Genomic DNA, 24,653 nt, shown 5'->3' on the forward strand with positions numbered 1-24,653 from the left:
TTCAACCTCGCGGCAGGGTCATACCCTGCGGTAGCGTCAGACGTAGTGAGATTCCCGGCTCGGCTGTGAGGTCGACCGGATCGATCGCGCCATTGGCGTCGGCGATTCGCCACCACCAGCGCGCGTCGCCCATCTGCTGCGCGGCGATGATGTCAAGGCGGTCGGCCGCCTTTACCGTCACCGTCCCGACCTGCGCGAGCGTGTCGGGCTGCGGCAGGAAGCGCCGCGCGACGACGACGACGGCGCGTCCGCTCGCATCGACAGCCGACTGCAGATCCAGGCCGCGATAGCGGCTGTAATCGTCGTACGGCTGGAGCGTCGGAACCGGCAGCGCCGGATTGGGATCCATCAGGTCGGGCATCAGAAGCCTTGCGCCCCCAGTTGCGTGCGGGTGCCGTCTGCGGCGCGCCGCGCGAGTGATTCTTTCGTGCGCAGATACGCGAGGAAGAATTCCGCGCCGCGATGATCGACCGGCAGGTCGTTGACCGATAGGACGCGCAGCGACAGGCTGATCTTTGCGTGAATCGGATTGAGCGTGGTGTCGAACGCTTCCTCGGTCACGCTGAATTCCGTGACGCGCACCGGCACAACGCGCTGCGCGCTCCACACAAACAGCGTGAGCGGCGCCTCCATCGGCGCGATCTCGATCGCGCCGTTGCGAAGCAGCGCGTCGGCGCCGACGATGGCATCGCTCGACGGCGAGATCAGCGATTCCAGCAGCGACATCTGCGGGAAGATGCCGAGCTCTACGGCATCCTTGTTGGCGGCGGGGAATTCGAGCTGGTCGGTAGCGTCGAGTTCGGCCTCGAGCTTGAATATCTCGACTGCCGGTCCCCTGAGGCGCAGCGCCTCGGTCCGATCCTGGCTGTCGCCGCCGGCCGAGAGAATTTGCATCGTGCGGCTGAGCTGGTCGGGATTGTACTGAAGCGTGATGATCCGCGTTACGGTGAACAGCACCGGATCGAGCAGAACCAGACCGGCTTTTAGGATGCGGGGTGATCGGGAAAAGCCGGTCATTTGGCGATATCCGATATTGGAAGTTGAACCCGTGGTGAGCACGCGACTGTTCCGCGCTTAAGCAGGCCAACGTTTTCCCAGTATTGCGCCGTTTTCAAATCCACAACGACGCCGCCGATCGAAACCGCCGGCTGATCTAGAACGGCGCCCCGTATATGAGACATCTCGATCGTCACGTTGTTGAACTGATTTTCCCAACCGCCTTGCAGCATCACAAACTCATCCTCGCCGAGCTTGTTGCTGCGGATATGACCCATCTGCACGATGTCTGGCCGCTCCATCAGCTCGTGGTGTTTGAGCCCGCGCTGGGATCTGAAACGTCCGCGTTTGTTGAGCAAAAAGCCGAGCGGATGATCGGGGTCGCTCGCGATGAGCTTGGCAGATCTTCTGCGCATCTGACTCGTACTTGATCCGACCAAGGCCTCCCCCGGTGCTGGCTTCGCCGATCCCCTAATAGGGGCAGGTGCGACGGGCGGCTTTGCAGGTGGCGGTTTGGGCGCGGTTGGCCCATGGAGTTTCGCTGTTTCAAGCTTTTGCTGGAGTTTGGCTGCCTCTTTATTGAGGCCTTTTGCGAAATTGCGATCCGGGATACCATCGGCTTCGAGCTTCGCAGCGAGCTTACGTTTGGCTTCTAGTGTTTCCATTTCGGCACGCAGCGCGTCGTCGGCGGCAAGCTGTTCCTTGTACATCAGGCGCAGGTTCGGACAGGGTGGCCCGCTGCACAGTTCGAAGCCGTCGGGTGTCGTCTGCACATGGTGGCCGCCGCCGACGGGCTCCGGCTCGGCGATCGGCTTGTGCGCGGCGTCGGAGGCGGAATGCGGAGCCTTCGGTTCCGGCTTGTGCGGCTCCGGCGCCATGGCTTGCGGATGTGGCTCCGCGGTCTTGGCGGCCGGCGTCGCGGCGGCGGGCTCGGGCGCTTTCGCCGCGGGCTTTGGATGCGGCTCGGTCGCCTTCGCTGCGGGACGCGGCTCCGCCACGGGTTTCGGCGTCGGGTGCGGCTCGCCGTGCGGCACGGGCGCCTTCGCGGGCGGCCCATGCGGATGGCGCGTGGCGGGCGTTGGCAGATGCGGTGCGGGCGGCGCCGGATGCGCGCCGCCCAGTGCCTTCGTGGCGGCCGTGGTCGCGACCTGCGCGGCATCCTTCTCGGCGATGCCGAAGAGCTTGCGCAGGAAGCCGCCCATCCGCTCCATCATGCCAGCGAGCGGTTTCAGGAGCGGCTCCAGCACCGGCATCATCGGCTTCAGGAGGAACTGGACGACGGCGTTCACGGCCTCCTCGACCTTGGTGATGATGCCGCCCGCCATGGTCACGAATTTTGTGACGCCCTCGATCGTGCGGCCGAGGAAAGTGCCCGCCTTGGCGAGCCCGCCGAGGCTGCGGCCGATCTGCGTGATGAGGTTGCCGATGCCTTCGGAGAAGACGAGCAGCACGACCTGGATGAGCGCGAAGCCGAGCGCATAGCCGGCCTTGTTGCCGACCTTCGCCCAGGGCGTCTCGATCAGCGCGTCGCGGCCCTGGCCGAAGAGGTTCGAGACGTAGCCGAGCGCGCCGGCCGGTTTCTCTTCCGGTTGCTTCGTCTTTTCTTCCCAGGGCGACTCCAGCGATTTGGCCACTGCCGCGCCCTGCGTCCGCCCGATCGAGCGCGCGAAACCGATGGCCTTCTCGACGAGGCCGCCGTTGCTGTTCAGCATGCCGACCAGCATCTTGAACGTCTCGCGGGCATTGCTTTTCAGACCGAGGAAGAATTCCTTTATCGGCTTGCCGAGACCGGCGAGCACGTCGACGAGGCCTTTCAGTTCGTTCGCGAGTTCGGCTGCCTTCGAGATGGCGCTCGACACCAGGTTGGTCACGAATGCATTGAGCTGCTCGACCATCACGCCGATGGCGAACAGATCCGTGATCGGACTGACCACGCCTTCGAACACGCCGACGAGATAGCCTTTGATAAGGTCGGGCACATCGGTGATCGAGAAGCTCTTGAACTTCTTGCCGAGCCGCTCGCCGGTTTTGCCCTCGTTCCACTGGTGGGAGAAGCCGGACATTCCGCCTTCGAGGCTGGCAGCAACGACGCGTGAAGTGGTCTCGTTGAAGCCGAGCGCCTGCGCGACATAGCCGGTCACCTTCTCCATCGCGGGATAGTCGGGCTGCTCAGCGTCGCGCTGCAGGCCGACCGGCGCGGCCCTGCCGGCGCTGGCCGGGTGTCCCGCGGCAATCGCGTCGCCCGCCCGTTTCGCCTCGGCCTCCAGCGCGGGGTCGGGATCGATGCCCGCTGCCACGCCGCCGCGCGACTGCTGCACGACATGCGCAAGCTCGTGCCCGAGCAGCCGCTGGCCCGCCGTGCTGACAAGGTCCGGTGCTGAGCTGGCGAACACGACATCCCGGCCGACGGTGTAGGCACGCGCGTTGACCGCCGCGGCGGAGTTCTGCGCCGACGCATCGGCATGCATGCGCACGGCCGAGAAATCCTGGCCGAACTTCTCTTCCATCCGCGTGCGCAGCGCACGCGGCATGGGCTGGCCGGGGCTGCGCAGCACGTCGCCGACCGCACCAGGCAGTGCGAGTGGCGGCGCGCCTGTTCCGAACCGCTGCAGGCGCGTGCGCTTGCCGGCGCAGCGAGGACACTTCTCGCCCGTTTCCTCGCAGGCGCAGGTCCGCTGCAGCGTCACCGGCGCGGCTGTCTGGACGGCGGGCGCCGCCTTCACGGCCAGGGCGCGGTGCGCGCTCATGGCTGACCCGTCCCGGCCACCCAGCCCTGACCCTGGCGGAAGGTGAAGCCGCGGCTGACGAGCGCATCGCGTACCGTCAGTGCCTCGACCGACTCGCCTTCCTTGATGATCGTCGAGATCTTGCGGTTGATAGCGTTCTTGAGTCCCGTGGGGGTGAGTTCGTTTTTATTCGTGATGCTGCTGCGCGCTGTCTCGAAGATCGTCGCCATTTCCGTAATCTCGTCGAAGCGGCGGCTGAACAGCGCATCGGGATTGGTCTTGAGCGAGACCGGATCTAGTTTCTGCCGGTTGCGCGCGATGTCGCGCGGATCGGTCCCGAGATATTTAGTGCTGCGGTTGGTCGCGGGATCGAGGAACTGGCGGTTGTGCGGGTCCTCCGCGCGCGCGAATGCGCGCTGTGGTTTGATGTCCGGCGCGCCGACCGCGAGCGGCTCGTCGATGTCGCCGCGCGTCACCGGCTGGTCGAGGATGAAGTCCCTCTCGCCCGACTGGATCTTCTCGGCGCGTTTCTGGCCGATGTGCAGCGACCAGGCGTCGGGATCGTCGAGCCGCGCGATCGCGTCGTCCGCGTAGCCCTGGGGCAGCGGCGCGCCGGGACGCCTGGCGGCCGGCGTCCCGTCCGCGGGAATTTCGGCATCCCGGCGGCGAACGTAGTCCTCCACCGGCGCGCGGCCGGCATTGTTGCGCGCCGCCTCGCAGGCGCGGATGAGACTCGCCGCTTCGTCCGCCGCGCGCTGCGGGTCGGTCTGGCGCAGCCCCTGAACCTCGTCGTTCCATTGCTTGAGATCGGGATTGTCGCCCATTTCCTTCTGGTACTCGACCTGGATGACCGGACACGGCGCGGGGCTGCACCGGCCGACGCCCTCGGGCGTGACGACCGCATCATGTCCGTCGTCCGCCGGCTTGCGCGCCGTCGCCTCGTTTGGCTCGATGGCCGCGGCGGTCTCGTCGACCTTGGGCGGCGACGTGGCGGGGGCTGCGGTCGTCTTTGCCGGGAGCGGCTCCTCGCCGTGCGGGCGCGTGACGGACGCTTTTGTCTCCACCCCGGTCGCCGCGGGCGTCTTTTCCGTTGTGGTGACGGCCTTGGTCGTCAGTGGTTCCCCGGCGGGTGGGCGAACAACAGGCGCTTTCGTCTCCGTCCCGGCGGCGGATGTATTTCCCGCGGGCAGCCTTGCACTCGGGGCTTCGCCCGCCGGCCCATGCAGGCTCGCGCGAAATGCGTCGCCCGTCGAAGGGCCCTTCCTGCCCATCGACCCAGCATGGCCTGTCGCCAAAGTGGCGCCCTGGCCGATCAGCGATGCATCTTCCTTCGACACACCGAGCGATGTGGCGAGCTTCTCCGCGCCCATGCCGACCAGCGGGGCGATGGCTTGCGCCGTTGTCATCTTCGCCGGGTTGCCCATGCCGACGGCCGTCTCGACCAGCCCGCCGATTCCTTCCGCGATCTCGTCGTTCACGCCGAGCGCCTTGGCGCTGTACTCGGCGCCCTTGCCGGCGATGGCGGGGGCGAAAACGGCGATCGGATCGCCGCCCCCGGCGATCATCGCGATGACGACCTTCGCGGAGAAATTGGCGACCCCGGCGGCCGCATCGATTCTCTTGTAGCCCGCGCGCAGTTCGTCGGAATAGGCGTTGCGGTACTCGAAGAAGGCCTTCACGACGCCTTCCGACGTGTGCTTTTCCTTCTCGTACTGTCTCGAGAAGGTTTCGAACGTCTGCGGATTGGAGGTGCCGGCTCGGCGTGTCACCTCCGCTTCCGTCGCCAGATCGTGCATGACGATGATCTCGTTGCCGATGATCTCGCCCTGATCTTCCGCGCCGGCACCTTGCACCATGGCGACCTCGCCATCGATGGCGACGGGGGTCACACCGTAACGGTTCTTCATCGCGGCGCGAAAGATCTTCTGCGCGTCCTCCACGCCAACATCCTGCTCGCGGCCGTAGGAGTAGCTCCGTTCGTCCATTTTCACGGGAACATTGTCGACTGTGGTGCCTTCGCTGACGTAGGCGTAGTCGCCCGCGCGATAGCCCATCGCCAGAAGGTCGGGGTCATCCAGGTAGGGGCCGTCGGCCTCGGCATTCGTGTTCGCCTGCGCATCCGATTTCGCGTCGCGCTGGAGGTCGGGGCCAGCCCCGCCCGCGACCTGCACGGGCCCGTTCGCCGCGACCGCATCGCCTGCCCGCTGCGCTTCGGTCTCAAGCCCCGGATCGGGATCGATGCCCGCCGTCACGCCGCCGCGCGACTGCTGCACGACATGCGCAAGCTCGTGGCCGAGGAGACGATGCCCAGCGGCGCCGCCGAGGTCCGGAGCGGAGTCGCCGAGCACCACGTGCTGACCCACCGTGTAGGCATTCGCATCGACGGCTTCCGCCGAGCGACGGGCAAGGCCGTCGGCATGGATGCGCACGTCCGAGAAGTCGCGACCAAAGCTGCCCTCCATCTCGGCGCGCGTTTCGGAGGGTAGCGGCGCGCCCGAAGACCGCAGCACGTCGCCGACCGCAGCCGGCATCGCCATCGACGGCGCGTAGCCCGTTCCCGTTGCCGACCGCTGGAGGGTTTTGCGCTTCGCCTGGCAGCGCGCACAGCTTTCGCCATTCTCCTCGCAGGCGCAGCTGCGCTGCAACGTCACCGGCGACGGCACAAGCGCGGCCGCTGGCTGGTATCTGGCGTAGGCCCGCGCGCTCACGATCGCCTCCCGCGGCCGGGCGCAGCGGGTCGTTCCCGCGGCGCGATCTCTCCGCCGACTGCGCGGGCAATGTGTTGGCCCGCCGTCTGAGGCGAGACCAGCACCGGCGCAGGAATGGCGAGGCCGCGACGCGCTGTCCTGCGCCCGGTCGTGAAATCGCCGCGTCGCGCCATCTCGCCCAACTCCCGTTCCAGCGCGGCACGAAGTGCATCGTCGAAGTCGGCGCGACCCGCGCGCAGCCAGTCGGCCTCGATTGAGAGCGCCTCGATGCGAAGCCGTACCTTCATGGCGACGCGCCTCCCGAAATCTCGCGCAGCGGCGCGAATTCGCGCTCCGGCACGGGGCGTTCCATCTTCTGCAATTCCGCGCGCACGACGATGAGGATGTGGCGCATGGCGATGGGCTTGCCCTCCGCCGCCGCCTCGTGCGCAGCGCCGAGCGCAGCGTTGAAAATGCTGCCGCCGGTGAGCGGAAAGCGCGCGAGCGCTGGATAGTCCAGTGCCTCCATCGGCGCGTCGGGCGGAAACACGCCGCGCCAGATCGCCTCGCGCTCCGCAACTCCGGGGAAGGAAAAGCTGATCACAAAGCGCAGTCGACGCAGGAACGCCGGGTCGAGCGCGTGTTTCATATTGGTGGCAAGGATGGTGATGCCGCCGAACGCCTCCATGCGCGTTAGCAGATAGTTGATGTCGATATTGGCGAAGCGGTCGTGGCTGTCCTTGACTTCGCTGCGCTTGCCGAACACCGCGTCGGCTTCGTCGAAGAGCAGCATGATGCCGCCACCTTCGGCCGCGTCGAAAATGCTGCGCAGCTTCTTCGTCGTGTCGCCGATGTATTTGCTCATGACCGAGGCGAGATCGACGCGGAACAGGGCGAGGCCGAGTTCGTGCGCAACGGCTTCGGCCGCCATGGTCTTGCCAGTGCCACTCTCGCCATGAAATAGCGCGGCGAGACCGAGGCCGCGGCTTGCGATGGCCGAGAATCCGTAGGTGTCGAGCGCGATCCCTCGGCTGCGTGCATGGCGGATAAGCCGGTCGAGTTGCTCGCGATCGCGCTCGGGCACCTTGACCTCGTCGATCGTCGCGCGCGGCACGAGCCGCTCCGCCAGCCCCTCTAGCGCACCGCCGGCATGCGTAACGCACCAGGTCCACAGCTGACCGATCTCCGGCGGGCCGCCGGACTCCACTGCTGTCGCCTTCACCGCGAGGCGGATGCGGGAGGCAGGGAGAGCGAACTCGCCCGCGAGCCGTTCCAACGACGCGCCGTCGGGCGGCCCGTCTTCCGGCCATGCCGCCGCCCAGAGCGCCCGCCGCTCGGCAATGGTCGGCGGCGCGATCTCGATGAGATGGGCACTCGATTCAGCGCCGGGCGACGGCATGTCAAGCATCACGATGCCCGGCAGACGCAGAAGCCAATTCCATTGCGGCGTTGGGCGGACACCGTCGCCGGTTTCCATGCCCATCGGCTCCGGCGGCGCGACGAGCAGCGCGATCGGCATCAGTTGCGTCTCGCGCGCCCACAGGCTCGCGAACCGTTCGATCCCCTCCGCCTCGCGCGGCAGCTGGCTGAACGGAATGGCGAGAAGATTGATGCCCACCGCGGCCAGCGCGGCGGCGGCGACCTCCCGCTTCGAGACCCTGTTCCGCCCGATGAGCTCGATGCATGTGGCGGGCGCGCCATGTGCGACCCAAAGCTCGATCCGCCGCGCCAGCGCCTCCTGCGAAGCTGGGAGCGATGCAGGTGGCGGCACCGGCTCAGCGATCGCGAGAAGGCGCTCGTCGAGATAGTTCAGGCCCTTGATGTAGGCGGCGATCCGCTCGTCGATGCGCAGCGGCGCGGCGATCAGCGAGGCGACGCCGGACTGGTAGACTTCGACAAGCTGATGGCGGCGCAGCGGACGGGCCGGCGCGAGCGCATCCCAGCTCGGGTCTTCGAACAGCTCGAGCGCGAGGCCAAAGGTTGGCGCGGCGCCGGCCGGCACGTGCTGCGCCTCGGCGATCAGCGCAGGCAGATGCGGATCGATCTCCATGGCGGCGCATAGCAGCAGGATGTTCCGCTCGAAGGTGGTCAGGCCAAAACGCTCGGCCAGCACGACTAGGGCGGGCCTGGGCTCTAGCCCGGCGGCCTCTTCGAACTTCGCCGCGGCGGCTGTCGCGCTGTCCTGCGTCGGACGGGCAAGCAGTTCGGGCGCGGCAGCGCTGTCATCGGGCCGCAGGTCCACGCCGAAGAAGCGGCGACGGCGCGGCGGCGCGGACTTTTCCATCGGCACGAGTGACAATGACGGTCTGGCGCGATCGGCGAGAAGCGCGCGCAACCAGTGCAGCCCGGCCTGAAGATAGGCGCTGTTATTCGCTGCAAAGCCGGCCGCTTCGCTCATGCGGGCACCATGACGGATTGTTGCGGGTCGAACTGCGGCGGCTGGAGGCGCCGATCGCGGACGAGGTTGTTTTCTGCGCCATCCACCCGCAGCCGGACCGGGATCGGCACATCGGACGGTGTCAGGCCTGGCACAGGCACGACCAGGGTCTCCGTCTTCGCAGCGACGGTCGCCTGATAGGGATCGTTGCCGACGAGAATGTCGACGCGCTGCTCCGGCCAGACGGGCGGCGCGACCGCGAGCGTCAGGTTCCTCTGCCCGCTCGCCATGCCGAGCGTCGGCACGGCGGTCAGGCGGGGCGCGAGGGTCAGCGGGAGTTCGTTGGTGCGCCGTATCGGTTTCCCTGCCCGCACGATGCGGAGCGCGACGCCATAGGCGCCGGCGGGCCAGTTCGGCGCGGCGGCATCCGCGGCGCCTGGCAGATCGAGGGTCATGCTTCCGGCATCGGGACCCGGCGTGGCAACGATCTCGAGAGGATTGGCGAGTCGTCGGTGACGAAACTCGGCGGTGACAGTGTTGCCCGCGAGAAGGACGCCCTGCAGCAGCAGCGTGTCGCCCATTTCGGCGCCGGTGCGGGGACCTTCGCCGGGGGCGGACACGATTGTCAGCGCGGTGAGCGTCGGCCAGTCGGGAAGTGGCGCGGCGGTGGAGGGTTGCGTTGCGACGCCGCTGTCGCCTTGCCCGCGGCTCAGCACCGGGAGCGCGGTGCGCGTCGGCCGGGTGCCCTGGATGATCACGGTCGTCACCTGATAGGCAACGGTCGGCCGATAACGCGCCTGCATCGCGGTCCACAGCTTCGACAGTTCGTCGGCGCTGAGAAACTGCGGCACGATCTTCAGCGTCTCGATCTGGTCGGCGAGGTCGATGGCGGTGCGGCCCTGCGTATCGGGTGGAATGAGGGCGACCGGTACGGGATTCTGCGGCGTCAGGGCGCGACGCACCATGTCTCGCGTCAGGATCGGCGTTTCGTTGAGCAGGTCCATCGCAAAGCCGAGCAGGATTTCGGCGTTGAGATCGACCGAGCCGTAGGCGGTGAGCAGATAATGGAGGTCGAGCGCGAGCGGGGGATTGGCGAGCCGCGCGCCCTGCGTATCGCGCGAGGGCAGCTGCGCGTTACGCCAGCCGATGTTCGGCGTGACCTGATAAAGGAACAGATTGAGCCGGTTGTCCTCCGTTTCGCCCGTGGTGATGCGGTCCGGCGGCAGCGCGCTGACCGCAAAACTCCCGACCGGCGACAGGTCGTTGTTGATCAGCCCTTCGTTGAGCAGGTCCTTGAGGATCGCGGTGACCGCGGCGATGGCGAGCGGACTGCTCATGAGCGGCTCCCGCGCGTGCGTCGTTCGAGATAGGCAGCGAGCCGGTCGCCGCGCGGCTTTGCGGGCGCGGATTGGGGAGCCTGGACGGCCGGCGCGACCGCCGCGCGGATGTCGATGCGGCCAATGCTGATCTCGATGACCGGCTCGTCACGGGTGAGCGTCGCGCCGCGACGCAAGGCGGCGACGCGGGGCGGAGTCTGTAGCGCTGCGGCGGCTTCATCGGGCAGGCGGCGGTCCTCCGCTTGGCGAGGACGCGGTGACGCGCGTTCGGTCGTGGGATGTGCCTGTGGAGTAGGCGTGGGGCGGGCTTGCTGGTGCGGCGGGCGGGCGGCCTCCTCGTCCTGCGGACGTAGCGAGCGTGGTGGGCCCTCGCGCGATTCAGCGGTAGCCGGTTCGACGTCCTCCTGACGGCGGTCGCCCGCCGGCTCGGCCACGTGACGGACCGTTACGGAGATGGGTTCGCGAAGGGCGGGCAGTCTCGGCGTATCGCGCCCCCCGCGCGACGGACTGGCCGGCGTAGCGGCCGGATGCGGCGATGTCGTGGGTGCCGCCGCGACCATCGCCAAAACTTCGATGTCGGTTTCAGTGTCCCGAGTCGCGTCCTCGAAGAGATAGGGCAGCCGCGGCCGCAGGCTAGGCGCCATGCTGCTCCGGTCGCCGCGCTCGTGGCTGACAAGCGCGTCGAACAACGTTGGTCCGCGCGCGCCCGCCGCGCTGTCGCCGCCGGCGCTCATGGCGACAACAGCTCCAGATAGCGCTGCCGCCGCCGCGCACTCATTCCGAGAATGTCCGCTTCTCGCCAGCCGAACGCCTGCGCCAAACGGGCGACATCGAAAGTAAGCCGCTCCGTCAGATTGCGCAGTTCCGCCCAGAACAGGTCGACGACATGCAACGGCTCGGTCCAGCGCGCCGTACAATCGGGGCATGTCAGCGCCAGTTCGATCTGCGCCAGCGGGTCGGCCGTCGTCACCGCCTCGGCCAGTGCGCCCGCTAGTTCGGCGCTTTCTGCGTCCGTCCCGCCGTCGAGCACGATCCGCCGCAAGAGCGCCTGCGCGGTCGGATCGGACGGCGCCTGCGCCGTCACCGCGAGAAGATCGGCGGCGGTCGGAAGGCGGTAAGCGATCTCCGTCCCGCCAAAGGCGAGCTTCAGCGGTCCGGTTGCCGTTTTCGGCGCCGCGTCTGCCATCGCGAGGCAATCGAGTTCGCTCTCGCAGATCGCGGCGCACTGCGGACAATCGGCCAGCACCTCCAGTCGGCGGCCGAAGACGAGTGTGCGGAGGCGCAGGAGCCCCGCGTTCACTTGCCCGAGCGACCAGTCGCGGACCAACCCTGCATCGTCGACTTCGGTCGCCGCCTCGAGCAGCAGCATCGCGCGCGTCACGGGGCTTGAAGCGTCGCCGACGTCGCACAGGTCGATGAGTTCGGAGGGGGCGAGCGTGCGCACGGCCGAACGCCTTAGGCAGGCTCGGTGAACGTGCCCTCTTTGGGCTCAACCAAGTCGTAGTCGCGCTCCCAGCCTTCGGTCTCGAGCTTGAGGTGCTGGATCAGCACCGCATTGCCGTTGGCGTCGAGGTCCGACATCGACTGGAATTCTGAGACCCAGCAGCGGAACACCTTGTAGCGGACCGCCGCCTGACCGGCCTCGTTATAGACTTCGATTACGAGGTCCTTGCGGAAATCAGCGAGCGAGACTTCCTTGCCGAGCCCGGAACCGTAGTTCCACACCTTGTTCGCCCATTGCTCGAAGGCGACGTCGTGGGTGACGCCGCGTTCGATGGTGATCGCTTCGTACTCGGTGCGGCCGGGCGACTTGCGGCTGGAACTGGGGTCGCCGCCCTCGCGATGTTTGACGACTTCGGTCGTGCGCTTCAAGCCGCTGATCTTGCTGACGCCGGCAACGTAATCAGCGCCCCATTTGATACGAAACTTGAAGTTCTTGTAGGGGTCGAAGCGCTGCGGGTTGGTGGTGAACTGAGCCATCGCGTCCTCCCACGTTCAGGCCTCGACGGACCCGGCCATCTGTTGAATCTGCAGCACGACGAACTCGGCCGGCTTCAGTGGCTTGAAGCCCACCTTGATATTGACGATGCCGAGATTGATGTCGTTCTGCGTCGTCGTCTCGCCGTCGCATTTGACGAAATAGGCGTCGTTCGCGCTCTCGCCGGCGAAGGCGCGCTGGCGGAAAAGATTGTGCATGAAAGCGCCGACGTTGAGGCGGATCTGCGCCCACAGAGGCTCGTCGTTGGGCTCGAACACGACCCACTTCAGCGCACGGTACAGACTCTCTTCGATGTAGAGCGCGGTGCGCCGCACCGCGACGTATTTATATTCGTCGGCAAAGGCATCCGCCCCGCGCAAGGTCCGCGCGCCCCAGTTGATCGAGCCGAAGATGGGGAAATGGCGCAGGCAGTTGATGCCGAGGGGATTGAGCAGCCCGTTCTCGCTATCCGTCATAGGCACGGTGAGCGACGACACGCCGAGCAGCGACGTGTCGATGCCCGCCGGGCTCTTCCACACGCCGCGCTGCGTGTCCGTTCGCGCGAACAGGCCGGCAACGACGCCGCAGGGCGCGAAGTCCTCGATGCGGTTGTTCTTCAGCGGATTGGGCATCTTGAGCCGCGGGAAGAAGATGACGCCATTGCTACCGCGGTAGCCGACTTGGTCCGGGTCGGCGGAGAAGCTGCTGACCGCCCTGGCGATGTTGTTCCAGCCACTCGGCGGATCGACAATGAGAATTGCGCGCCGTTTCTCGCAGTACGCGCCCGCTGCGGCAACCACGCCGAGATCGACGTCGTTCCCTGCGGTGTAGGGCGGAATGCACAGCATGTTAAAAATGCCGTCGCGCGTATAGAGCTGCTCGAGCGCATAGAGGCCGGTCTTACCGTCCTCGCCGTCCGGCTTCAGAAAATCGGTCGAGCCAAGCATGCCGCCGTCGCCGACGAGGTTCGCCGTCGCCGCGAGTGCGTCGGCATAGGCCTTCTTCGCGGCCTTGAGCGGGTCCTGCGTTGGATCGGGCGATTGCTTCTGCGCCACCAGCATCTGCGCATATTTCTGCCCGAGTTGATCGTCGCCGAAGACGGCCGTGAAGTCGGGAAGCGCCGCCGCCTGTGTGTCGAGGTTGTCGCCACCCCAGCCAATCAGCGTCGAGCCCTCGTTGAGGACATGATCGACCCGACGCAGCGAGTTCTTCACGGTAAGGTTCTCAAAAAACTCTGTCTGGTTGCTGTCCAGATCCGTGACGGTGAGATCGAACAGGTCGGCGGTCGCGACACCCAGCGTTGCGGCGACGCCGGCGGCGGTCGCGGGCTTGGCGGCGGACACGAGAATACGCAGCCTGTTGGCCCAGCCACCGGGCGCTGCCGCCTTGAAGGTGAGCGTGCCGACGTGCAGCATACGCAACGTCGTCTTTGGCGCCGCTGAATCCGCAGTTTTGGCGGCTACCTCGATCGCCGCTGCATCAGCGTTGTCGGGGAGCACATTGATCGCATCCATCGCGGCCTTCGCCGCATCCTTCACTGGCTGCTTTGCATTCGGGTCGGCGGTAATCAGGTCGTAGACCGCCTTGGCGGCGGTCTTGGCGGTCTGGCCGTTTGCACCACCGCGCGCGGCCGCGGTAATAGAAGCAACAGCAGCAATCGCCGCGTCGGCGTTGCCGCCCGCGCCATCGTCGAACAGGCGCACGATAACGGCGCGCGCGCCGCCGTTGAAGAAGAAGTCGCGGACCGCGAACCCCATATTGCTGCCGGTCCACAGGCCGCCGAAGATGCGTTCAAAATCGCCGAAACCGACAATGTCGACGGCCGTGTCGACGGGACCTTTTCGCGCGCTACCGATAAAGGCCGCAACTGACGTGGCGACGCCGGTAATTGTACGAACCCCGCTGGGAATCTCGTTGACGTAGACCCCGGGATAGCTGAGCGCCGCCGGCATGACCGTCCCTCCATTATAGAGCAGACTTGACCGTTCATCGAGCGTACTGCTGCCATGTTAGTCCATAAAGGTCACTTGCACCAGTGCCATTGTCCGTTCGCACCTCGCGGATGCTGAACGGAATTTGTTGATGATGGTTGATGAAGTCGATCGCATTTGACTGAATGTGACAGTCATAGATTTTCGAGCGCGAATGCGCGTGGCATCGTCGATGGCCGTGTACTAGTAGCGTTTCACGGGTTTGCCGTCTTTGCCTTCGAATTTCAATAACTTGACGTCGACCTGGATCTGATGACCCGATACCTGTTGCTGGTATCGCAGAGTTGCTGGCGGATATGCCGATTCAGCGGCGCTTGAAGATGCGATGGGCTCCGCGCGTTCTTGCGCAAGCCGTTGCGTCGCATTTTCATCATCGAAGACGAGATGAGTTTGCGATGATGGTGGAAGAGAGACCCTGACTTACGAGCGGACTTAGTGGCGGACTAAGGGGTGGACTTAAGGGGTGCCGCCGATACAGCACCTTCCGCTCCGGCAGCTGCGGCTCGGCTTTGACTTCGCACGCCAATTCTCGAAGCCACTTTTGTGGCAGCCCGTGCACCTCGCAATATTGCCGCTGATTCAGATCCACACGCGGCTTGGCCGGGAAGGACGATCCTCCAGCGCCTCCGGCCACCTTCGAGGTAGCGGTCATACCAGCGATAGAAGGTCCGGCGCGCAATGCCCAACTGGTCGAGCATCTTCTTTGCCGGAAGGTGTGACTGCTCGACGATCCTGATGATCTCAAGCTTTTCGGGTGCGGGGTATCTCATTCGTCGTCGCCCCTATCCGCTATCATGCTTTATGGAATGGCTCGCCCCTTTCCCCCGGCGCAAGATTGCGTCGGTTGAACACGGCACGGAGGCGAGCCAATGAATGAGATCAAGGTTCTGGGAATCGATCTTGGCAAAGACGTTTGCAGCGTGGTGGGTTTCGATGGGGCGGGGAAGGTGTTGCTGCGTCGGCGGATGCGGCGCGACAGTATCCTCAAGCTGGCGTCAGGAATGCCAACCTGCGTCATGGCGATGGAGGCATGCTGCGGCGCCCATCATCTTGGCCGCCTGCTTCGCGAGCAGGGTCACGATGTGCGGCTGATGTCGCCAGAGTATGTTCGCCCGTATGTGAAGGCTCAGAAGAATGACGATCGGGACGCAGAGGCGATCGCGGAAGCGGCAACCCGCCCGACGATGCGCTTCGTCGATCTCAAGAGCGACGAGCAACTCGACATGCAGAGCCTGCATCGGGCGCGGGATCGGCTGGTCGGCGAGCGCACGACGCTGATTAATCAGTTGCGAGCGATCCTTCTCGAACGCGGGATCGTGATGGCGAAGGGACGGCGCAAGCTCGAACTTCGACTGGATCAACTCTTTTCTGGCGAGGTGACGATCAGCCGTCGGATCAGACTGCTGGTCGAGGACATGCGGGCCCAATGGCGCGCCCTTGACGAGCGGATCGGCGCCTTCGATGCCGAGTTCGTTGCGATTGCGCGCGAGGATGCCGCAACGAAGCTCCTTTCGACGATCCCGGGGGTCGGCCCGTTGAATGCGACCGCCTTCGTCGCCTCGGTGGGAAGGGCGGAGACGTTTGGCCGGGGCCGGGATCTTGCCGCCTGGCTCGGCCTCGTACCTCGCCAGATGACGACCGGCGGCAAACCTCGTCTTCTCGGGATCAGCAAGCGCGGCAACGGCTATCTTCGTCGGATGCTGATCCACGGCGCGCGAGCGGCCTTGCCATCCCTGGCGAAGGGGCGGACGTTGCTCGGCGAATGGCTGCGCGGATTGCTCGCGCGAACGCATATGAACACGGCCGTGGTCGCGCTCGCGGCGAAGATGGCCAGGATCATCTGGGCCGTGTTGAGAAGCGGGCGCCCCTTCCAGGTGGAGGCGACGCCGCCGGCTGGATGATCAGAGTTCGGCCGAAGGGTAGCGCCCTTCAGGCCAGCGTTGTCTGTGAGTGGACTGAAAAGATGGCCTGACAGTCGAACGGCGTGCCGTAATCCTGATCAAAAAAATGGCGTTAGACGCCGACGGCTTTATGAGGATCGGTACGCGCGAAAGCTCCATCTTGGCCGAGGCACGACCTCGAGACCGGATACGTTGGCGCAGACTGAGAAGCCGTCAAAAAATCCCTTGCAGGCGGGGCGAGCCATACGTTTTTTTGAGCAGACGGTTTTCCAGGGTCAGGTCGGCAACCACCTCTTTCAAGGCGCTGGTCTCGCGACGCAGGTCCTGCACATCGCCGGTCGTGGCCGCACGTGCGGTATCGCCCGCAAGGCGGCGCTTGCCGGCTTCCATGAATTCCTTCGACCAAGTGTAGTACAAGTCCTGCGCAATGCCCTCCTTGCGACAGAGCTCGGCAATGCTGTCCTCGCCGCGAAGACCGTCCACCACAATCCGGGTTTTGTCTTCCGTCGAAAAGCGCCGCCGGGTCGCGCGGCGGATATCCTTGACCACATGTTCAGCGGATCGTTTGCCGCTGAGAGACTTCGTATTCATGTTCGTTCCTTCGTCGATGACGAAAACCGAACACTCCTTGAATCAATCCCTCAATTCTGTGCCATAGGCACTGATCCCGGACACAAACGTACAAACACGTCTTGATGGCCAACGTATCAATCCGGTTGCTTTCTCGTTCGCGTCCCTCTTATAGATACACCTGTCCTCAATCTCCAATGATTGAGGCGCACAGTGAGCTCCAGCCTGCTTCGGATTTACTGCGACTAAATGATCAGGGTAGGGGATGCTCGATGCATATCAACCGTAAAGGCAATCGGACGGGCTCACGCATATGTCTCCCTTGCAGCGCCCTTCTGTTGCTCTGGCTTTTAATCTTGCCGGCTTTGTCGGCTGAAACTGGAAGCCGCGCACAACAGGACACCCCGGTCACATGCTCGAGCGGATTTCTGCCGGCTGCGGGATCCGCAAGTAGTCCGCCCGATCTTCTGGTCACCGGCGAGTGCCACGTCAAACCCGATCAGACGTACTACTTCGAGAACGTCAACGTTCTCGACAAAGGCCGACTCGTGTTCGACGAGCTTGATAAGACGATCAAGCCCACGGCCACCCACTTCTGGGTTCAATCGATGGTGATCGAGAACGGCGGGACGGTTGTCGCCGGATCATGGAGAGAGCCCTATGGGAACTACGGGGGCGTCCTGACGATTCATCTTTATGGCGTCGACCGCAACGCGAACGGTCCCGCGCTTGGCGCTCTTTGCCGGACCGCGCAGAACGCCGATACGGGCCCCTGCGGTGTCCCGACGTCTGTCTGGAACGACAATGGCAAGACGAAGCTCGCGCTGCCCGGCGGTGTCTCGGACTTCTTCTACCGCTACGGACCGCTGCACGGTGACGGCAAGTGCTCCGATGGCTCGATCTGGTCGAGCAAATCGCCATGCGATGACAGTCAAGGCAAGCAGGTTGGATATTTCGGCTACAAGGTTCTCGCCGTTTCCTATGGCGGGAGCCTCGAACTCTGGGGCTCGAAAGGCTCCTGCAACTCGATGGGCTGCTCCAATCCGCAACTGACCCATCCGAGTTGGACACGGCTGGATGGTTCGCTTTCCCCAGGGGCCGGTGCAGGGCCGAATGACCCGATCGTCATCGCCGGCCCGAGCAACTTCAATCCCGAAAATCTTTATGTCAGAGCCGGCGATCAGATCGTCGTCACAACGACCGACTATCTACCCGGTCATTCCGAAACCTTCGTCGTCAAGGAAGCCCGCACGGGCGGAGATGGGAAGGGACGGTGGCTTACGAAGATCCGGGTCGATCATGGCGCGCAGTGGCACCATAACGGCGAACGCTACGCGCTCTCCGACAAGCTGGCGCCGTCGCAGGGACGACTCCACCTCGATCCGGATCTCGTCAAGAACGGTGTCGAAACCCGTGCCGCCGTCGCCATTCTGAACCGCAGCATCCGGATCGTCTCCGGAGGCGACGGGGCGGGCGAGGAATTTCCGGCCTCAACGCCCGAGAAGCCCTGTGTCGCGCAGGACGGCAAGGGGCCGTGCTATTCGCTCGGCGGCCATGTCGTGTTCCGGCAGGGATTCAACGCGGTTCACATCAAGGGTGTCGAGTTCAAGCAACTCGGACAGGGCGGACGGATGGCGCACTATCCGGTGCATTTTCATATGGCGCGCCAAACGCCGGCAGGAACCTACGTGCGGGATTCGTCGATCAACGAATCGATGACCCGCTGGATCGTGCTGCACTCAACGCAAGGGGTCCTGCTTGCCGGCAACGTCGGCTACAAGTCGATCGGCCACGGCTTCTATCTCGAGGACGGAACCGAGACCGACAACAAGCTTTACGGCAACCTCGGCATTCTCGCGCGCGCCGCGGTGGCCAATGCGCAAAATCCGCGATTAATCCCGGGCATCCTCGCGGCCAATGAAGACAAAAAAGCGGTCCCGAAATTTCCCTACCTGACTGACTCGGCCTATCCGTCCGTCTTCTGGATCACGAACGGCTGGAACGAGTTCATCGGCAATATGGCGGCTGGCGCCACGGCCTGCGGATCGGCCTACTGGTTCGTGCCGGCCTGGAACAGTGACAGGCCGGACGTGATGACCGGCAGCAACAACTCCGGTGGGCACATGAAGTGGTCTGGTTATGCCGGCCTGCAAAAGGATGGCGCTTACCAAGGATCGACGCCGCTCAAGGCCTTCGTTGGCAACTTCGCCACCTCGACGATGATGTCCTTCCAGACGACCGGCGACGCACCGGATTGCTCGGGCGTCGTCAAGCCTAACTCCGCAAAGGTGAGCGCGCCTGCTCCCAACGTTCTCACGGCGGTCCGCAGCCTCGCGCCCGATCCGAACGACAACGTCGCTGAAGATCACTACTATCCGCACGCCTTGGGCGGAAACCGGCACGCGACGGCATGCAAGCGGAAGGATGACGGGACCTACGATTGCGAAGGGATCAAGTTCTGCGATCCGGGCCACGCCGAAAATTGTGCGGTGACCGTCATCGACAAGTTCACGTCGATGTTTCACTGGGCCCAGCACAATGTCGCGGCGATCTGGCTGCGCAACCAGTGGTATCTCGTCGCCAACAGCGTGCTGTCGGACGTTCAGAACGGTGGCCTGACCTTCATCACCGGCGGCGATTATACTCATGCGTCCGTGATCCGGGGCTATTGGGCGCTCGCGCGCAAGAGCGTTTTCATCGGCCATACCCAGCCGCAGGATGACGCCCATGCCTTTGCGCTGGACGCGGGGCCGTTCAACGCCCGTTCGAAGCTGCGTTGCGACTGGCAGGTGGCCGGCCTTGCGCCGAGCAACTATTGCCTCAGCGCAAAGGACGGCATTTCCATTCCGCTGGTCAATTTCGACACGGGCCAGCGTCTCTTCAACATCTACGACGGTCCCGCCTATCAGGATTCCAACGCCTACTTCGACATCACCAAATCAGACTGTCCCGTGACCGGGGCGAGCACCAATCCGGGCTGCATGTACGGCTCTGGCGTCGTCACGGGCGTGACCAAGGATCCGTTGAATGGGCAATGCTATCTGCCGAACGCGGCCATCGGATGGAAGCAGAGCAACGGCTTCTTCTATCCACCCGCCTTTCATTCGACGAACCTCTATTTCAGCAACGTCGACATCCGTCATTTCGTTTTTGACCCGTTGTTTCAGGCGCCCGATGGCGTGACGGGGGAAAAGGACTTTGGTCAGGGCGGCACCTATATCACGGCGACCTCTGGACCGAACGCGGTGAAGAATTTCTACTGCACCTCGACGGACAACATGTTCGACGGCTGGAGCGGGATCGACCGGCAAACCGAGCTCACCGACGACGACGGTACGCTGACGGGACTCATCAGTTCGAAGCCCGGCGGGGAGACGGTGTCGATCAACGAGGATCAGTTCTTCACTGCCAAGCTTGAAACTTCCGAGTGCAGGTCGAACCTGAGGGTCGGCCCCTCGCTGGTGTGTCCGCAAAAGCCCCCGCCACCCGCGTCCGCGCCCTCGACCGCCAAGACGAGCCCTTATGATTATGTGGCGACGGCGATCGCGCCGGAATGCTCGCAGAACTCGCCGCCCAATCCGCCTCAACCATACGGCCGCTGCGGAGACTCGCAGGACCTCGGCCAGGGAGGCGAGTGGTCGAGCGAGTGCTCGAACGGGGCATGTTATGGCGTACCGCTTTTCCGGCAGTATCTGACAACCCCCGAACTGGGTCATTGGCAGACCAATGGCTGCGCCGGAAACGCCAATACGCCCGCGTGCCGCTGGCCTTTCATGCGCATGGGCGGTCAGAACATGTACCAGCGCGAGACGTTGACCGTAAACAACGGGCTCTACTACGTCGACACGTCTATCTCCAAGGACACACAGAACAAGGAGAATTACACGAAGATGCCGCAGACGCGGGATGTGAATGTCTTCGCTCCCGGTCAGACCTATTACATGTTCTTCCTCTATGCGAAGCCGACCACGGCCCAGACCTACCAGATCTATGTTGGCGACGGCTTTGATACGGCAACCGTGAAGCCCGTGCGCGGAAGCCTCGCGACCGCGCCGATCAAGTTCAGTCCGGACTCTTCGCCCAATGCGGGGAAGTGGTTCACTGTGAAAGGCGTCTCCAAGGGCATTGTGACCATCGAGACCAATTTCGCCGGCCAGTCCGAACTCGATCCGAAGCAACAGAAGAACGGGCTTTGCGGTCCGGCGAGCTTCTGCGGCTGGAAGGCGGACGGGAACTGCGGCTCGAAGCTTGCGGCCTCGGATCCTCGAAAAGAGCCGTTGCTCGTCGCCGACCCGGCGCTGGCCAAGGAAGCGGACGCGGTTTGCAAAACCTGGGCAGTCAAGGATCTCGATTGCCCGTCGGCCGGATGTTTCGGCTTTTCGTTCACGCTTCCAGCCGGTTTCAGTGCGCAAGACCAGGGGCAGGCGGCGCGTCCGGCGCCGATCGCATTCCCCGAAACCGGCGAATTCGCAACGCGCTTCCTCAACACCAAGCTCGTCCCCGACAACGCAAGCCATGCTAGGGACGGGGTCGAGACGGAGTGTTTCTATCCGAGGCTGCCGGGCAGTTGCCCGGCGCAATAGCCCGGCCCGGTTCATCGATCTGGATCGGCGTTAATGTCACGATGGCGTTGGCGCGCTGCCGATCCTGAAGCGGATTATGCGTGTGAATAGGCGTCGGAGAGTGAGTCATCCCGCGCTGAGCAGATCAATAGCTTAAGGTGCCGATCGGTGTCCGGACCCCGAGCCGACCTTGACGTTTCCACCTTCTGTCCTCGTCCACCATCTCGCTCACCTCATCTGCAAATTGAGAGCGAGAACAGATCGTGTGCGCGATACCCCAAACAAAGCGAAAGAATTCAACGCTTACCCATTCCCTGCTTGGGGTTTTTCTTTCCCTGTTTGTCGAACTATTTTCCCTGATAGGTTCAGTAGGGAATCGCTTGGGAAGTGGCTGCAGCGCAGTGGTTTCCTGCCACCCATATCGTCCGTGTGGCCGAATAAATTGCGAAATTCCCTGTAAAATTCCCTGTTAGCAGGGATTTCGTGTGGAGACTGGTGCGATCGGCACTGCATCGCCAGCCACCCAGTGCGATATTTTCTGGAATCTCCGGAGAATTAGCGAAAAGCCCGCTAATAGCGGGCTTTTGCAGCAGGGCGGCCTTCTCCAAAAGATAACACAAGTGGTTTTTGAATATGCGCTACTGAAAATCTCCGGCCTTCGCTGAAAATATTCCCGCTTTGAGGCAGCTCAGATCGGAGAATGGTTTCGATCACGACTGGTTTGGTGGTTGGCAGTTGTGAGGCGTACGCCGCATGAGCAGCCATCTGAGCGAATGGCATTAAGCGACCGATGTGGGGCGCACATCAGACATCCAGGCCAGTAGTAGTCACAGCCTATTCCTCTATCGCTTCCGCTGCCTCGTCCACGAAATCGGGAGCAATTTCGGAATTGACCGGAGGGACAGCGTGCTTGCTGCTTCTCCTGTAAGTGCTGCTTCTGTGATCGACGGGGCTAGAAAAGCAAGTCGCAACTGTTGGCGGATGATCTTGGGATGGAGTCTGACGTCTTTAGCCAGCGCTTCGATCGAATCGTGGCGACCGGAGGTGAGCTCGTTAAGCCAGGCGTGGGCGCGGACGATCGCTTGGAGAAGCTTGGGATCGGATTTACTCTGGTCCGTGGGCTCGATGACCGTGGCGGCGTTGGTTTTTGCTATTTTCCAGGGAATCTCGATGGGCCGCCGTCCCGCGTAGGCCGGCTTCACGGCGATCCGGATGTGGTTTGAGTTGATGACGGCGCGGTCGACGCCGTCGAAGATGTCGGATGCAGCAGTGTGGGCGAGGTTGAGCCGTTCCCGAATGGTTCGCTCGATCAATTGCTCGATCTCGGTGGCCGGCACCCGCTTGACCGATCCGGCGAGGTGCTGTCGTCCCCGCAATGCCGTGCTGACGTAGAAGCGGTATCGGACGCTGTTTTTTCGGGTGAAGCTTGGGCCCATCCGATTGCCACGGTCATCGAACAGCTTGCCGGTGAGCGGCGCGTTGTTGGCTGACTGACCTTTTGGGCGGTCGATGGTGTTCGACTGAGCTGGTCTTGGACGCGATTGAAGGTGGTGCGGTCCAGGATCGGCTGGTGCTCGCCCTTGAACCATTTGCCGCCATGATGGATTTCGCCAAGATAGATACGGTTTTTCAGGAGATAGGCGAGGGGCCCATAGGGGAAGGGAATGCCGCCCTGGTATTTCTTGACCTCGGTCTTGCGGCGCTTGGTGACGATCTGCCGCTTGTCGAGTTCGGGGATCAATTTGTTGAGTGATCCTGTCTGTAGATAAAGCTTGAAGATGGTCCGGACGGTGTGTGCCTCGGTCTTGTTGATGGCGAGCTTCCTGTCCTTGATCTCATAGCCGAGCGGCACCGTGCCGCCGGTCCATTTGCCCTTCTTGCGGGAGGCGGCGATTTTGTCCTTGACCCGTTCGGAGGCGAGTTCCCGCTCGAACTGAGCAAAGGGCAACAGCACATTCAGGGTCAGCCTGCCCATCGAGGTCGTGGTGTTGAACTGCTGGGTGACCGCGACGAACGAGATCGAACGGGCATCAAAGGTTTCGACCAGCTTGGCAAAATCGGCTAGCGACCGGGTCAGGCGGTCGATCTTGTAGACCACGACCACGTCGACCTTGCCGGCCTCAATATCGGCGAGCAGTCGCCTCACGGCAGGGCGGTCGAGATTGCCGCCAGAATAGGCCGGATCGTCATAGCGGGCGGCTAGGGCCCGCCAGCCCTGGGAGGCCTGACTCTTGATATATGCCTCGCAGGCCTCTCGCTGAGCATCCAACGAGTTGAACTCCTGCTCGAGGCCATGCTCGGTGGATTTGCGGGTATAGATGGCGCAGCGCAAAATGCCCCGGCGTTCAGTCGCCATTTGACGAGTTCCCCGAACCCGGGGGGCCGTCGATGACCGCAACCCAAAGAAGCGCGGCCCGTTCCATCTGGTGTCGGGGATTTCGCAGGCGATCTCCGACAGGCTGGCGTAGGTCCCGCCCTGGAACGAGAATCCCTCCGTGGTGACCTTCACCCGATAGGTCGTGCCGCGCCAAGTCCGCACCAGCTCCGAGCCGGCCTTGATCCGGCGGGGCAGCTCTAATTTCCCGTTTGGTTTGCTTCGAGCCGCCTTGACCAGCTGCCTCAAGAGCCGACTGCTCTCCTTGGACAAACCGCCATAGGCGCGCTCTTGAATCCGCTGCGCGATGCTGCGGCGGAGCAGGTCCGGGCCGAAGGCTTTTGGCGGATCGGTCCGGAACAGCTCGCGATATCGCATTCTCAAGCTCGCTATCGGCATCGTCGGGAGTTTCGCCAGCTCGGCTTCGACAACCCTATCGCTGCCGACGGGGCGTACCGGCCGGATCATGGCGACGAGCGACCCTTGATGCGATAGGTCCGGTCACTGCCGTCCTTGCTCGTCTCGATTTTAAGTTTGAGCTTCTTTTTGACGACGCCGGACAGAAAGCCGCGGACTGAATGGGGCTGCCAGCCAGTGGCCTCGGTGATCTCCGGGATCGTGACGCCCTTCGCGCGTTGCAGCAGGGTAAGTACCGAATCTTGCTTCGAGGGACTGGAGCGGTCCTTCAATCGGGGTGCGGCAGCAGCCGCCTTGGCCGTCTTGATCGCTGGTCTCGCTTTGGGTTTCGCCTTGTTGGTCCGGCTTGAACGTGCCTTGGTGGTCTTTGTGCCTTTCGGCTTTGGCTTGCCGACGGACATGATCGTTCTCCTCTGTGTCATCGGCACCATCAGGCGGTGCCACTGACAAGACCTCGCCGACTGGGCGAGGGAGGAGAAGTCCGTAAGGTGGCTCGCGACTAGTCCGTCGCGAGCCGGTTCAGGAGAGAAGCCGCATCCTGCAGGCGCCCTGCTTCATAAATGAGCTGCTCAATATCCATGGAGACCTCGAGACCCTCAGTGATACTGCCTGCGACCGCGCAAGCCTCCGCGGCCTTGGCAATTCGTGCCGCTTCGCTCAGTTTGTTATGGACCTCGGCAATGATGAGTTTGATTGCCGGTTCGATGCTGGCGCGCTCCATCGGGCCCTCCTTAAAA

17 protein-coding genes and 3 pseudogenes are annotated in these 24,653 nt (G+C 63.8%); 2 read left to right on the forward strand and 18 right to left on the reverse strand.

Annotated elements, in window-relative coordinates; genetic code table 11:
- Position 1 precedes the first annotated feature (1 nt).
- The 13 genes and pseudogenes from NHAM_RS04265 to NHAM_RS26435 all read right to left on the reverse strand — a co-directional run.
- Positions 2-361, reverse strand: a complete 360-nt coding sequence (locus tag NHAM_RS04265; protein ID WP_198136992.1) for a LysM domain-containing protein — start codon at positions 359-361, stop codon at positions 2-4.
- Complete coding sequence (locus NHAM_RS04270; RefSeq protein WP_011509401.1) at positions 361-1,017, reverse strand: hypothetical protein; 657 nt, start codon at positions 1,015-1,017, stop codon at positions 361-363. Before NHAM_RS04270 ends, NHAM_RS04265 begins: the two co-directional genes overlap by 1 nt.
- Entirely contained in the window at positions 1,014-3,743 is a 2,730-nt protein-coding gene (locus NHAM_RS23870) for a polymorphic toxin type 5 domain-containing protein (RefSeq protein WP_011509402.1), read from the reverse strand. Before NHAM_RS23870 ends, NHAM_RS04270 begins: the two co-directional genes overlap by 4 nt.
- Positions 3,740-6,430 (reverse strand): eCIS core domain-containing protein, encoded by a 2,691-nt coding sequence (locus tag NHAM_RS23875; RefSeq protein ID WP_011509403.1) that lies wholly within the window; start codon positions 6,428-6,430, stop codon positions 3,740-3,742. Before NHAM_RS23875 ends, NHAM_RS23870 begins: the two co-directional genes overlap by 4 nt.
- Positions 6,427-6,717, reverse strand: coding sequence for a hypothetical protein (locus tag NHAM_RS04285; protein ID WP_041357693.1), 291 nt, complete (start codon positions 6,715-6,717; stop codon positions 6,427-6,429). The genes NHAM_RS23875 and NHAM_RS04285 overlap by 4 nt, the downstream gene beginning before the upstream one ends.
- Positions 6,714-8,807, reverse strand: coding sequence for an ATP-binding protein (locus tag NHAM_RS04290; RefSeq protein WP_011509404.1), 2,094 nt, complete (start codon positions 8,805-8,807; stop codon positions 6,714-6,716). Before NHAM_RS04290 ends, NHAM_RS04285 begins: the two co-directional genes overlap by 4 nt.
- Entirely contained in the window at positions 8,804-10,123 is a 1,320-nt protein-coding gene (locus NHAM_RS04295; RefSeq protein ID WP_011509405.1) for a DUF4255 domain-containing protein, read from the reverse strand. The genes NHAM_RS04290 and NHAM_RS04295 overlap by 4 nt, the downstream gene beginning before the upstream one ends.
- Positions 10,120-10,857, reverse strand: a complete 738-nt coding sequence (locus tag NHAM_RS04300) for a hypothetical protein (RefSeq protein WP_011509406.1) — start codon at positions 10,855-10,857, stop codon at positions 10,120-10,122. Before NHAM_RS04300 ends, NHAM_RS04295 begins: the two co-directional genes overlap by 4 nt.
- On the reverse strand, positions 10,854-11,567 hold the full coding sequence (locus tag NHAM_RS04305) for a hypothetical protein (RefSeq protein WP_011509407.1): 714 nt from the start codon (positions 11,565-11,567) through the stop codon (positions 10,854-10,856). The genes NHAM_RS04300 and NHAM_RS04305 overlap by 4 nt, the downstream gene beginning before the upstream one ends.
- An 11-nt stretch (positions 11,568-11,578) precedes the next feature.
- Positions 11,579-12,103 (reverse strand): phage tail protein, encoded by a 525-nt coding sequence (locus tag NHAM_RS04310; protein ID WP_011509408.1) that lies wholly within the window; start codon positions 12,101-12,103, stop codon positions 11,579-11,581.
- Between the two features lie 15 nt (positions 12,104-12,118).
- Complete coding sequence (locus tag NHAM_RS04315) at positions 12,119-14,053, reverse strand: phage tail sheath family protein (protein WP_011509409.1); 1,935 nt, start codon at positions 14,051-14,053, stop codon at positions 12,119-12,121.
- Between the two features lie 85 nt (positions 14,054-14,138).
- Positions 14,139-14,377 (reverse strand): annotated as a pseudogene (locus NHAM_RS27920) (IS481 family transposase); the annotation flags it as partial.
- 300 nt (positions 14,378-14,677) lie between these two features.
- Positions 14,678-14,874: pseudogene (locus tag NHAM_RS26435) on the reverse strand (helix-turn-helix domain-containing protein); the annotation flags it as partial.
- 87 nt (positions 14,875-14,961) lie between these two features.
- Here NHAM_RS26435 and NHAM_RS04320 point away from each other — a divergent pair.
- Complete coding sequence (locus NHAM_RS04320; protein ID WP_011509410.1) at positions 14,962-15,993, forward strand: IS110 family transposase; 1,032 nt, start codon at positions 14,962-14,964, stop codon at positions 15,991-15,993.
- Positions 15,994-16,236: 243 nt separating this feature from the next.
- Here NHAM_RS04320 and NHAM_RS04325 read toward each other — a convergent pair.
- Positions 16,237-16,584, reverse strand: a pseudogene (locus NHAM_RS04325) (transposase); the annotation flags it as partial.
- 335 nt (positions 16,585-16,919) lie between these two features.
- Here NHAM_RS04325 and NHAM_RS04330 point away from each other — a divergent pair.
- Complete coding sequence (locus tag NHAM_RS04330) at positions 16,920-21,146, forward strand: G8 domain-containing protein (RefSeq protein WP_245269988.1); 4,227 nt, start codon at positions 16,920-16,922, stop codon at positions 21,144-21,146.
- An 821-nt stretch (positions 21,147-21,967) separates the two neighbouring features.
- Here the strand turns inward: NHAM_RS04330 and NHAM_RS27925 are convergent.
- The 4 genes from NHAM_RS27925 to NHAM_RS04350 form a co-directional block, all read right to left on the reverse strand.
- Positions 21,968-22,462 (reverse strand): hypothetical protein, encoded by a 495-nt coding sequence (locus NHAM_RS27925; protein WP_245269989.1) that lies wholly within the window; start codon positions 22,460-22,462, stop codon positions 21,968-21,970.
- Positions 22,435-23,877 (reverse strand): recombinase family protein, encoded by a 1,443-nt coding sequence (locus tag NHAM_RS27930; protein ID WP_245269990.1) that lies wholly within the window; start codon positions 23,875-23,877, stop codon positions 22,435-22,437. The genes NHAM_RS27925 and NHAM_RS27930 overlap by 28 nt, the downstream gene beginning before the upstream one ends.
- 86 nt (positions 23,878-23,963) lie before the next feature.
- Positions 23,964-24,317, reverse strand: coding sequence for a DUF3489 domain-containing protein (locus NHAM_RS04345; protein ID WP_011509413.1), 354 nt, complete (start codon positions 24,315-24,317; stop codon positions 23,964-23,966).
- Positions 24,318-24,415: 98 nt separating this feature from the next.
- On the reverse strand, positions 24,416-24,637 hold the full coding sequence (locus NHAM_RS04350; protein ID WP_041357696.1) for a hypothetical protein: 222 nt from the start codon (positions 24,635-24,637) through the stop codon (positions 24,416-24,418).
- Between the last annotated feature and the right edge of the window lie 16 nt (positions 24,638-24,653).

Origin of the sequence: Nitrobacter hamburgensis X14 (assembly GCF_000013885.1) — a bacterium.
In the GTDB taxonomy this organism is placed as follows: Bacteria; Pseudomonadota; Alphaproteobacteria; order Rhizobiales; family Xanthobacteraceae; genus Nitrobacter; species Nitrobacter hamburgensis.